The organism is Paenibacillus sp. B1-35, from assembly GCF_050474385.1.
In the GTDB taxonomy this organism is placed as follows: domain Bacteria; phylum Bacillota; class Bacilli; order Paenibacillales; family Paenibacillaceae; genus Paenibacillus_B; species Paenibacillus_B alvei.
Genome location: NZ_JBCHVJ010000003.1, coordinates 559,141 through 570,458 on the forward strand (window position 1 = coordinate 559,141; position 11,318 = coordinate 570,458).

An 11,318-nucleotide genomic window follows, 5' to 3' on the forward strand; every position below is an offset into this window, starting at 1 on the left:
TGGAAAAGCTCGCTAGGGAGCTTCCACAGATGAAGTGGGATGGAGGAAATGCACTTATTCTATGTGCAGGATTACTTATCAGATTCTGAATCCAATTGACTCCATTTGTTGCCGAACACGGGAGGAGTATACTGAAGCAGCTTCTCCACCAACTCAGCGGGATCTGCTGAAGAGAGAATAAGCAGTTCATGCTCTTGCTTTACAAAGCCTGCTTGAATGGAATGGCGCACCATTTCCAGCATTGGTGAGAAATAGCCTTCAACGTTCAAGACGCCGATAGGCTTCTGATGAATGCCGATTTGCGCCCAACTGATGACCTCGAACAATTCCTCGAACGTACCGAATCCGCCAGGCAGCGAGATAAATCCATCAGACAGATCTATCATCGTTTTCTTGCGTTCATGCATGTCTTTTACTTCGATGAGTTCCGTCAAGCTGGTATGTACAACTTCCCCGCGGAACAGTCCGCGCGGCATAACGCCTGTTACCTTGCCGCCAAGACGCAGCACTTCGTTGGCAACTTCGCCCATAAGTCCGACCTTGGAGCCTCCATATACGAGCTCAATGTTCTTCTCCGCGAGCACGCGGCCAAGAGCTTGAGCGCTATTTGCGAAGTTGGGATGCGTCCCCAAATTGGAACCGGAATATACACATAATCTTTTCACGAGTCATGCCTCCTCATCTGGTATACTTTATTAAGTATAGACATCATTGGTCAGGAAAGGAAGTTAATTTACGATGGAGATGAAGCCATTTCAACAATGGGTGCAGCAATTTTATCAGGAACGGGAATGGTCGCAGTACAATCCGTTTATTCGCGTCGGCTTCCTGATGGAGGAAGTCGGTGAGGTAGCCCGTGTTGTTCGAGCGCTGGAAATTGGCCGCGACCGTCCGGACGAGGGCGAACGAAGCAAGGATGAATTGCGTCAAGAGCTGGTGGAAGAGCTTGGTGACGTGCTGGCAAATGTCATTGTCCTGTCGGAGAAGTATGATATTGACCTGAGTGAAATTGCACAGGCGCATATGGACAAGCTGACGAAACGATTCGGCGGATAATGAAATTTATAGATGGATGAAGCAGAAGAGATTCATGGTTCATTGTTCCGCTCTGGAACGTTCCGAATTGGATACACAATAAAGCAAATGATGGCGAATACGAGTGCGACGATTGGGATACCTGCCAGCATGAGCCTGATCCCGAAAATGGCTGCGTCAGGTTGATGAGCGCTATTGGCTATATAGCCGCTGGATTCGAGCACCGTGCTCATAATGATGGCTTGCAGGGAGACGCCAAATCGGATAATGAATCCGTTCATGCCGAAATACATACCTTCGCGTCGAGCCCCCGTCGTGCGCTCATCTTCGTCGATGACCTCGGAAAGCAGGATGTCGAGCAGGATGATGAGCCCAGCAAGGCTGAACCCAATGATCGCGCCCGCAATATATGCGCCTGCTTCCGTAGAGACGAGCATAAGCGGGGCAAGGGCGAACATGTAGCATAGGATGGCTGCAATCATGGTTTTGCGTGGCCCGTAACGTTTTGTCCAATACGCCCATACGTAAACAAATGGAATTGCAGTAACAAAAACAAGCCCGAGCATGATGGTGTTGGCGCTTTCATTTGCGTGCAGCGCATATTTCGTGAAGAATGGGATAGCTGCGGTCAGAAGGGCAAAGGTCAGTTGTACAAAAAAACCGCCGAGCACATAGGTGACAAAGGAACGGTTAGAGAACGTATATACAATTGCCTCCCATAATCCAATTGTGCGCGCAGATGCCTGCTCATTTTCCTTCGAACCCCAGATCATTACCGCTAGAAATACAGCCGATACGATTCCAAAAGTAACCCCCATTGCGCCCCATCCATATTCCGTGTACACAAGCGGAGGCGCTGCTACCCCTGCAATCATGCCCAATATGCCGAACATTTGCTTCCACGAGGAAGCAGTCGCTCTTTCCTTCATCGTTACGAACATTTCCGGAAATAATGCAGAGTAGTTCAAAATGACAAGAACGTACAGAATATCGTACAGCAGAACAAGCACGATAAAATACCAAAACAATCCATCGCCTGAAGCAAGGGGGAACCAAATTAGGGTGAATACGGCTGCGAGTGGCAGCGTACCGAATGCCATGTAAGGGATCCTCCGGCCCCATCTCGTGCGGAATCGGTCGGATACGTAGCCGAACAGCGGATTGAGCAAGGCGCCGACTAGCCCATGTATGACCATCGCGATTCCGATAAGACTTGGACGTACTCCAAGAATATCGACGTAATAGTACACAATATAAGCAGCGAACATTTGCGCCATTATATTTGCCGATATATTTCCCGAAGCGAAGGCGGCTTTGCGAATCGGTGCGATTTGCCTATTCATTTGCTCCACGCTCCTTTTAAAGCTGCTGCTATGCAAGCGGCGGCAGCAGTCCACGCTGTACATCGCGCAAGTCTCTCCAGCGAATAAGCTGAATACCTTCTTCGGCAATTACGCGGCGAATGTCAGAATCACGGAATAACCGCCACTCCATGCCGCGCTTCTCCCAATGCGGGGTAATGGCTTTCAATTCATCAGATACAAGAGAAGGATGGAGGAATATTTCAGTAATCCCTGGCAGCAATCCTCGGAGGAGCGCTTCCGCCTTGGCTTTGACCTGCGCATACGTCTCCCCAGGAATCCACTCATAAGGAAGTCCGAGGAGCGTATCAAGAATGACAATCCCCTTGGCATCTGCCAGTTCAATTCGGCTCTTGGCCATGCGCTCCATTTCTGAACTTAGCTTCATGCCTCCGATTCGTCTTGGCATGCGGAACGGAAGGCCGTATGCTGCACACACATCAAACACAACATCAAGGAAGTCCCTCCCTGACGCAAGTCCATACAGACTTCCCATATGATTGTCAGCATGGGTAATATTGATGCCGAGCCGCCTTGCTGCTTCGATTTGGCTAATCATTTCACAGCGAACCTGCTCGGGATCGGCCATGCGCTCGATTGTCAGGCAATTATCAGGGAGGTAACCTTCCTCGGTTAACAGTGTGGAAATATCGCGCGAACGATTCATTGCTGACCATTTGTAACCTTCCCACTCACTTGTAAAGGTGAGATGCACGCCAATGTCCAGTTCAGGATGAGCGGCGCTCCACCGAGCAGCCTCCTTGGCCCATCCGCATGGCATCATAATGGAGGCAGAGCAAATGGAGCCCTCCTCGAGAAGCTGCATGATGCCCATATTCGTGGCATGGCACATGCCAAAATCGTCAGCATTGATAATCAGCAATCGATCGTTTGCCTCATATCCCAATGCCTTCATTACATTCATGTCCATCGCCTCCACCCGAGTAATTGGATTGGTGCGCCCAACCGGTATATCGTATGCATCTTAATATATTCGAGAGTCTGAGGTAACTTGCGTACGGATATTATTCATGAAGCCATATTGTTCAATATGGAGAGCTGCTTCTGATTTTGGAGTAGCTCTAATATGTTAATCATAGGCGAAGATGCATCCTGGAAGGAGGGCTGGACAATGGCATGGGATATCATTCGAATACCTTGGACGACGTATCGAGGAGCGGAAGCGACGGAACGGCTGCCAGAAGTTCTTCTTCAGCTGCAGGATGCGTCTACGATTGCTGAAGCGGAGCAAGCCAGTTCACTGATCGAAATGACCGTAGTTGTACAGGGCTCGCTTTATGAGGCGGCTGTGCCAACCGTCATTTGTCTGTTAAGCATGATTCAGCGGACAACGGATGCTGCACGCCCCTTCATGCTGGAGCTATTGGTTCTCATTGCTTCAGGCGAGCCGGCTGATAGTGAGAAAGAGAATGGAAATGCCCGCGTCGCTGAAACATGCATGCGTGAAATTGCCCGCGGTACTGCTCTCTATGCTCATTTGCTGGAATACGGGCGAGGGGCGGAACGGCTGCACTGCATCGACTTGCTTGGTTTATGTGCACAGCGGGATCGATCGCTTAAAGAAAGAGTTCGTTGGATGTACCGGCGGGTATTGCAATACGAGAATAATGAGCGAATTCGGGAGTTCCTCGAATATTGGCTGAGGGAGCTGGTTTAGCAGAGCAGCTAATAGTTCCAAGTGAGGTAAGAGGATAATGTATATAATCCATATAACCTTCATTTTGGATTTTACCCATAAATAGATGGTTTCTATTGTGAGTCGATTCAGAAGTTAAAAAAGGTCGAGTTAGGGGGATCCCTTCAACTCGACCTTTTAGTTTCAAGAAGTTTGGATATCATCACACATAAAAGTCATAAAAATATTCATTTCTCCATTGCGGTGCAGAGAGTGTTTGTTTATACTTACCATTACAATAATGATAATCATTATCAATATCGAATTGAAAATAGGAGGGAAGTATACGTGACTATATTCAAATGGAATCGTATAGGACAGTTGACATTGGTATCGACCGTTATAGCATCATTATTGACGTCATGCGGTGGGGGAAGCGTACCGATAGGATCAGAACAAACTGCGCCAAGCAATGCATCCACAACAACAACACATAGTACTGAGCAAGCAACTGTCTTAAGCAATCAAGCCGCAACCCGTCCGTTCACGGATTGGACCGGTCATACAGTAGAAGTGCCTGCACATCCGCAGCGTATTATCTACCATGGGGAAACGACTGGAGACCTTCTGGCGCTTGGGATTACACCTGTTGGAATTTTACATAAAAGTATACTTGGTACCACTTACGAGAATCGGTTGTCAGGATCCACAGATATCGGATTTCCTTTCAGTGTCGAGAAGGCGGTAGAAGTTGATCCTGACCTCATCATTATTGCCAACAACGACGAAACGGTATATACCCAAGTATCGAAGATCGCTCCAACGGTTACCTTCGATTCTTTCGCATCTCTTCCAGAGCGAATGCGCGTATTAGGCAAATTGTTTGGCAAGGAAAAGGAGGCCGAACAATGGCTGGAGCGTTACACAAAGAAAGAAAAAGCAATGTGGAACAAGATTCGGGAACAAGGTGTTAAGCCAGAAGAGACTGCATCTGTAATCACCATGTATCCCGGCAATCGTTTGTTCGTGATGGTGCGGCTGGGTTGCCTCAGTTATTATACGGAGAGTTGGGCTTCAAGCCTGTTTCACTTGTCCAGGACATAGTAAGAAACGGCACTGGATTTATGGAGATTTCGCTGGAAAAGCTGCCTGAGTATGCTGGAGACCGGATCTTCATATTAAAGCCGATCGATGCATCTGCAAAAAAAGATTCGGACGAGCTTCTGAAGAGCAAGGTTTGGACTCAGCTCCCTGCAGTGAAGAACGGACACGTATACGAATTCGATATCAACAAAGCGGGGAGCGATGCGACGTCTCGAGAATGGCTTCTTGATGAGCTGCCTAGATTACTTCAGTCTAAGTCGTAATAAAGAAATAAAGGGATTTAATGGAAACATTAAAAGTCAACGAAAATCTAATTAGAAAGTGGATGGAGTAAAGAGAGAGAAGTCCGGCAATTTAGGCTGGACTTCTCTTTTTGTAGGTAAAGAATATCGCTAATTGTATTTGAATACTAGCTTTTTAATATCTATACTGCCAGAAGCTTGATTATCGAGTCCTCTTATTATTATGTATACTAGAGCGCGAACAGACCCTTGAGGGATTTGCCCATTATTTCGCAACGTTACAAAATCTGTATTAGGTTGAGAGTGTTCTGTAATGTTGGCCCCGATAAATTGGTTATTAGCATCCATAAAATCGATATACAATTGCACTTTTGCACGCTCTAGGTGCTTTACATGAATCTTCCCACTAACTTCGAAATTTTTCGAGGGATCGACCTTCACATTTTGAAAAATACTTAGTAGACCGTTTGTTTGAATCCCCGAACCCGCAATATTTTGAGCATGCTGTTGGTTGATCTGTTTAATTTGATAATTGCTATTTCCCGTCAACCACGTCCATTTATACCAATAATCGCCAATTTCATCTTGATCGGGATAAATCTTAAATTCAGGATTTGATAGTAAATTTCGTTCACTTGAATATTGAAGGTTAATGGAATCTACATACATGCTGCCGGAAGACTGGTTTGTCAAACCTCGAATGATTGCATGAACGACTACCTTCTCTGCATTTGCAGGAGTAGTGCCTGAATTTGAAAGAACGATAAAATGTCCATTTGTTGGATATTCATACTCTGTGATACTGGCGCCTATATATTGGCCTTTGGCATCCATAAAGTCCAAATATAATTGAACTTTACTGCCTTTCAATTGCTCGACTTGGAATAATCCGCTAATCGTAAAATCTCGATTTTTCTCCACTTTTATCGTTTGGGTAACGGCAACCAGGTCATTGACTCCCATTTCTGATGCAGTAATTTTTTGGACATGATTGCTCTCGAGCCGAGCAGTTTCGAAGTGAGATTTGCCTGTGCTCCATACCGTCTTTCTCCAATCATCTGCTAGTTCAGAACCAAGCTCAGATTGGAATGATGGATTCGATACTAGATTGTGATCAGAGCTGTATGCAAGTCGGATGGAACTTACATTGATGATTCCTGAACCCTGGTCATTGGTTGCACGAAGAAGGGCGTAAACAATTGCTTTTTTTGCTGAAGCAGGAACGCGACCATGATTTGATAGCGTGATGAATCCACCATTTGTAGGGTGTTCCCACTCTGTAACATTGGCTCCAACATAGCTGCCGTCAGCACCAATGAAGTCTATGTACAATTGGACTTTCGCATGATTCAACTGCTCTACTGTTAATGTAGCATTTGTAACGAATTCTCTGTCTGCGGCGACGTCAATGATTTGACTAACGCCGACCATACCGTTGTTGATGATACCCTCGCCAGTTATTTTTTGTAAGTTGTTGTTTCCGGACTTTACAATAGAAAAGCTGCTGCTTGCTGCTCCCCATGTTTCTGTTCTCCAATCTTTCGCCTCGCCGGTTTCCATTGTTTCCTTGAAATAAGAGTTGCGTACTAGATTCTTAGGAATCGATACAGGATTTTTATTTATTTTCCGACCGATCATATTTCCATTCTTATCATACTCATATTTTGTTTGTGTATCGTTAGAAGTCGTTTTCACTAAGTTGTTATTCCCGTTATATTCATATTCTGTTATCCCTGCAGAAAAAGCGGACGTATTTATGGCAGGGGCCAATCCAAAAAGCAAAAGAAATAGGCCGATCAATTTTTTCATTCGATTTATACCTCCGTGAGTGACTATATGAACATAGTATACATGGAAACATTTCTATAAGGTGATAAAAAGAACAATGATGTTACAAAACACGCCCAAATAATACCCGTTTGTTCTTATATATGTAAATTAATGTCTGTAAAGTAGCGTAGGTCAGCAGATATAGTAAATATAGAAAAAGGAAACATAGATAAGGCAGGGGTACATGGTAATGGTGAAGGATGTAAAGAAGCTGTTCATAAGCATCACTATAATGATTGTTTTTATGATTGGGACAAACTTGATTTACGGGGACAAAGCACTTGCTCAAGAAGGGCAAAAGGAATCGCAGCAAGTGTTTATTAACTTGTCTACAGATGCAAAGAAAAACGATTACATATACGATGCTGACGGAAGATTGATCGCTGCTTTTCAAGCAGATGGCACTTATATGTCTTATATCTATGATTCTAACGGAAATCAAATCAATCGAAAAAAAGGGAGCCAGACAGCACAGCCAACAATCAATTTGTCGGCTCTATCTTATGAGATCTATATAAGAGGGATACGTAGTAATGCTGAACAGGTATATTTCCCTACTTGGACTGATCGTAATGGTCAAGATGATATTGATTGGATCAAGGGAACGAAGGTGTCTAATGGAGTATGGAAAGCGACTGTTTTTTTCAAAAATCACGGTATGGAAACAGGCTCTTATATTACTCATATTTATGATGGGGATCGTATGGTTGCATCGACAATCGTGAATGTGGGCTTTAACGTGAAAGTGCGCAGTCCAGAAAAAGCGTCATTGAAGGACGAGTCTTATGATATTTACATTGATGGTGTAGGCTCCAATGTGAATGAGGTTAGGTTTCCGACTGGGACAGAGGCAAATGGCCAAGACGATCTGGAACAACCTTGGATTAGAGGAGTCAATCAAGGGAACGGTACATGGAAAATAACGATTCCATTCAAGAAGCATAATTATGAGACAGGAAAGTATATCACACATATTTATAGCTTTGACAAATATGGAAACAACATGATGCTTGGCGCGGCAGAGGTAAATGTGACAGGTGGAACTCAGTATCCAATCGAGACGAATCTATCTAGTGTGTCCTACGATATTGCCATTTATGGTCTGGATCAGAATACGCAGAAGGTTCAGTTCCCAACGTGGACAGCTCTTCATGATCAGGATGACTTGAAATGGATTGAGGGAAGTAAAGTAGCGAATGGAGTATGGAAAGCAACTGTACTTTATAGTGAGCATAATCAGGAGGCGGGCAGCTATATTACCCATATCTATGCGGATGGGAAATTTGTAGATGGTTTTATCGTTACGGTTCGCGGCAACAACGTTCAACTTAGAGCTCCGCAAGAGGTGAAGAAAAGCGACGGTTCATATGAAATTTTTGTAGAAGGAGTTCCTACTAGCATCAATGAAGTCAGATTTCCAACATGGACGGATCACAATGGACAAGATGATCTTGAACATCCATGGATGAAAGGAGAACAAGTAAAGCCGGGTGTATGGAAAATCCGAATTCCTTTCAGTAAACATAATAATGAATCAGGTACATACATTACGCATGTTTACACGGTTGATCCATATGGGAATATGATGGCCGTAGCAGGGGTGCATGTTCAGGTAATGGATTGAGTCTATCACATTATCGAAGGGGAGACGAATCAATATATATACGATCAAAACGGGAATCGTACGAGCAGCATAAAACAATGAATTTAATGATGAGGAAGGTATCATATGAGAACGATAATATCGTCACTACTTATAATTCTTATGATAATGTTGCCGGCTGGCACGAGCTTTGCAGGAAACAACGTTATTTATGAATATGACCCAAATGGCAACCTGATTCGAAAATCTACTGTAAACATTGCAGATAATAGTTACACTCCCGCAGATAAAAAGACGTTTACAGGCAAAGAAAAAGTTGCAATCAATGCCTATGGAATTAACGGCGCTGAAAATGCCAAAACAACCGTCCAATTTTGGATGAACTGGACAGGTCAAGACAATATGATGCCATTTAGCTGGGACTCGGGATATACACTTTGGCTGAACAGTAATGTATTAGGGTTCAATACGGGGAATGGGGATTTATTTGGATTTCCAGCCGAAAATATCGCGAACAAATGGGTTCAAATTACGGCTATATTTCACAACGGGGACATTACAAAAAGTGAAATCTATGTAAATGGAACAAAGCAATCGTTACAACACTACGGGAGTCAATCACTAATTAAATCTGTGTCGGGCACTGCGAATATTTCAGGCTGGGCAAGGAGTGAAGATTACCGCTTCAAAGGTCAAATATCAGATCTAAAAATCTGGAAGAGGGCGTTAACGCAACCCGAAATTTCAAGCAGTGTATTTTCGAAAAGTCCTGTAGCAGTAGCAGATTTGGTAGGAGAATGGAAGCTAAGAGATGAGCCTGTACAATCACTGAAGTTCAACGGATTCCAACAAATGAAATTATCAGGAATTCAAGCGGATCCGAGTCCTGGTGCGCAAACAACCGTTCAATTTTGGATGAAATGGGACGGGAACCAAATCGAAATGCCCTTTAGCTGGGCTAACAGCACGTACGATTTGTACTTTAATGATCGATTATTTGGCTTCAATACAGGCAATGGGGATTTGTATGGAACCTCATCGGATTCACTAGTTAATAAGTGGGTTCACGTATCTGCAATATTTACGAATGGGGATACTTACAAAAATGAGTTGTATATCAATGGCGTTCGACAAACTCTTGCGAAGATAGGGACTGCTTCTAATCGAAATGTTGCAGATCGTGCTTACTTATCAGGATGGGATAATGATACCCACTATCAATTTCACGGAAATATAGCAGAGTTGAAAGTCTGGAATCGGGCATTACAGCCTGTTGAGATCGAAAGCGAAATGTACAAAACACCAGCCACCAACTCAAATTTAATCTACGTGTATTAGCGATATGACAGGGAGGTGAAACATATCTAAGTGAGACTGGAACGAGTGGAAAAGGCAAGGTATACATTGCAAATCCGAAATTAAAAAGAATATAGATTCAACAAAAAATGAAGTGGAGGATTTAGCCTTGAAGAGATATTTGTCAATAATTCTTGCATGTACGCTATTGTTTACAAGTATACCTACTACATCAGCACAAGACACTCCTAAGTCTGCGAACCGATCATCCAATATGACCGTCACCTCTAGCGTATACGGTGCAAATGAAACCTTATCGGACTCAGATGAGCTAATCACCGTCACCTCGATTACGGAAATGTTTGGCGTAGCAAGGGATTGGGTGGTCAATGAAATCGTGAAAGGCTACCCGCTTCATCATATTTATCAAGGGCTGCTTCTTCAAAAGCAGGGCGGATCGTATGAGCAATTTATGGAACAGCAGTATCCCTCGCTAGTTACGGATCCCCTACATGCTCATAATGCAAGTGTAACTGCTGCTGTATATGGCCCCACCTCTGTGACGGATCAAGTATATGGAGGAGAAGATCCATTATCGGTTACCGATCTAGTATACAACACCCTGCGTCGAGCGAAGAGATTGCTGAGCGACGATAGCCCATACGACAAGGTCGCGCTGCAGCGTACAGCGATTCGCTTGGATCAAGCTCCTTATGCAGTCGGTTCGGAAAGCGACCATATTTCAACCGTGGACGCTTCCTTGCGCGTGGAGACAACGGATCTGGTCATGCCCGGATACAACGGTTTAGATTTTGCGCTGCGACGCGTATACGACAGCTCTCGAGCCAAGAACGATATTACTTTCAACCCGGAAAGTTATAAGGAGAATATCACGAAACAATCAACCGATGAAGAGGGCAGATTCAAGCTCGGAAAAGGGTGGATTTGGGATATTTCCTATTTCAAAAGAGTAGACGGACAGATGTACCTTTATATTTCCGGCTTGGGCACTTATCGAATAGATGGATCTAATATTGTAGGGTATCCTTTTCATGATCTGAACTTTTCCGAATCAGAGAATGTCAAGATAGGAAATGAAAAGTCTGCGTATGAGCTTGCCAATTATAAAACAGGGGTACGGCAATATTTTAATGCCGTGGGCGACTTAATTCTAATAAAGGATAAAGACGGGAATTATATTCAATTCATCT

At 44.2% G+C, this 11,318-nt stretch carries 10 protein-coding genes and 1 pseudogene; 7 read left to right on the forward strand and 4 right to left on the reverse strand.

Annotated features, from left to right (window positions below; translation table 11 throughout):
* Nucleotides 1–71 precede the first annotated feature (71 nt).
* Entirely contained in the window at nucleotides 72–665 is a 594-nt protein-coding gene (locus ACQ5BJ_RS14305; protein ID WP_005548876.1) for a TIGR00730 family Rossman fold protein, read from the reverse strand.
* Between the two features lie 73 nt (nucleotides 666–738).
* Between ACQ5BJ_RS14305 and ACQ5BJ_RS14310 the strand changes: the two genes are divergently transcribed.
* Nucleotides 739–1,056, forward strand: a complete 318-nt coding sequence (locus tag ACQ5BJ_RS14310; protein WP_005548875.1) for a MazG nucleotide pyrophosphohydrolase domain-containing protein — start codon at nucleotides 739–741, stop codon at nucleotides 1,054–1,056.
* 32 nt (nucleotides 1,057–1,088) lie between these two features.
* On the opposite strand, the gene ACQ5BJ_RS14315 is transcribed toward ACQ5BJ_RS14310, so the two are convergent.
* Entirely contained in the window at nucleotides 1,089–2,378 is a 1,290-nt protein-coding gene (locus ACQ5BJ_RS14315; protein ID WP_430110405.1) for an MFS transporter, read from the reverse strand.
* 28 nt (nucleotides 2,379–2,406) lie between these two features.
* Complete coding sequence (locus ACQ5BJ_RS14320; protein WP_005548872.1) at nucleotides 2,407–3,321, reverse strand: polysaccharide deacetylase family protein; 915 nt, start codon at nucleotides 3,319–3,321, stop codon at nucleotides 2,407–2,409.
* Nucleotides 3,322–3,528: 207 nt separating this feature from the next.
* Here ACQ5BJ_RS14320 and ACQ5BJ_RS14325 point away from each other — a divergent pair, with 207 nt between their 5' ends.
* From ACQ5BJ_RS14325 to ACQ5BJ_RS14335, 3 genes are all read left to right on the forward strand, one after another.
* A complete protein-coding gene (locus tag ACQ5BJ_RS14325) occupies nucleotides 3,529–4,074 on the forward strand; it encodes a hypothetical protein (RefSeq protein ID WP_005548871.1) in 546 nt (181 codons plus the stop codon).
* Nucleotides 4,075–4,380: 306 nt separating this feature from the next.
* Entirely contained in the window at nucleotides 4,381–5,136 is a 756-nt protein-coding gene (locus tag ACQ5BJ_RS14330) for an ABC transporter substrate-binding protein (protein ID WP_430110401.1), read from the forward strand.
* 20 nt (nucleotides 5,137–5,156) lie between these two features.
* Nucleotides 5,157–5,399 carry an ABC transporter substrate-binding protein gene (locus ACQ5BJ_RS14335; protein ID WP_430113402.1) on the forward strand — a complete coding sequence of 81 codons (243 nt, stop codon included), beginning with the start codon at nucleotides 5,157–5,159 and terminating at the stop codon, nucleotides 5,397–5,399.
* Between the two features lie 129 nt (nucleotides 5,400–5,528).
* Here the strand turns inward: ACQ5BJ_RS14335 and ACQ5BJ_RS14340 are convergent, their stop codons facing one another.
* Entirely contained in the window at nucleotides 5,529–7,187 is a 1,659-nt protein-coding gene (locus ACQ5BJ_RS14340) for a hypothetical protein (RefSeq protein WP_430110395.1), read from the reverse strand.
* A gap of 211 nt (nucleotides 7,188–7,398) precedes the next feature.
* On the opposite strand from ACQ5BJ_RS14340, the gene ACQ5BJ_RS14345 reads away from it, so the two are divergent.
* The 3 genes and pseudogenes from ACQ5BJ_RS14345 to ACQ5BJ_RS14355 all read left to right on the forward strand — a co-directional run.
* The gene (locus tag ACQ5BJ_RS14345; protein ID WP_430110392.1) at nucleotides 7,399–8,832 is read left to right on the forward strand and encodes a GBS Bsp-like repeat-containing protein; all 1,434 of its coding nucleotides are present in this window, start codon (nucleotides 7,399–7,401) and stop codon (nucleotides 8,830–8,832) included.
* A gap of 105 nt (nucleotides 8,833–8,937) precedes the next feature.
* A complete protein-coding gene (locus ACQ5BJ_RS14350; RefSeq protein ID WP_430110389.1) occupies nucleotides 8,938–10,149 on the forward strand; it encodes a LamG-like jellyroll fold domain-containing protein in 1,212 nt (403 codons plus the stop codon).
* A 127-nt stretch (nucleotides 10,150–10,276) separates the two neighbouring features.
* Nucleotides 10,277–11,318 (forward strand): annotated as a pseudogene (locus ACQ5BJ_RS14355) (polymorphic toxin-type HINT domain-containing protein); the annotation flags it as partial.

Bases quoted from the DNA above. Each gene is read 5' to 3' on its own strand.
- ACQ5BJ_RS14320 (WP_005548872.1), bottom strand. From the start codon at position 3,321: ATGAATGTAATGAAGGCATTGGGATATGAGGCAAACGATCGATTGCTG.
- ACQ5BJ_RS14335 (WP_430113402.1), top strand. From the start codon at position 5,157: ATGGAGATTTCGCTGGAAAAGCTGCCTGAGTATGCTGGAGACCGGATC.
- ACQ5BJ_RS14345 (WP_430110392.1), top strand. From the start codon at position 7,399: ATGGTGAAGGATGTAAAGAAGCTGTTCATAAGCATCACTATAATGATT.
- ACQ5BJ_RS14350 (WP_430110389.1), top strand. From the start codon at position 8,938: ATGAGAACGATAATATCGTCACTACTTATAATTCTTATGATAATGTTG.
- ACQ5BJ_RS14310 (WP_005548875.1), top strand. From the start codon at position 739: ATGGAGATGAAGCCATTTCAACAATGGGTGCAGCAATTTTATCAGGAA.
- ACQ5BJ_RS14325 (WP_005548871.1), top strand. From the start codon at position 3,529: ATGGCATGGGATATCATTCGAATACCTTGGACGACGTATCGAGGAGCG.
- ACQ5BJ_RS14340 (WP_430110395.1), bottom strand. From the start codon at position 7,187: ATGAAAAAATTGATCGGCCTATTTCTTTTGCTTTTTGGATTGGCCCCT.
- ACQ5BJ_RS14315 (WP_430110405.1), bottom strand. From the start codon at position 2,378: ATGAATAGGCAAATCGCACCGATTCGCAAAGCCGCCTTCGCTTCGGGA.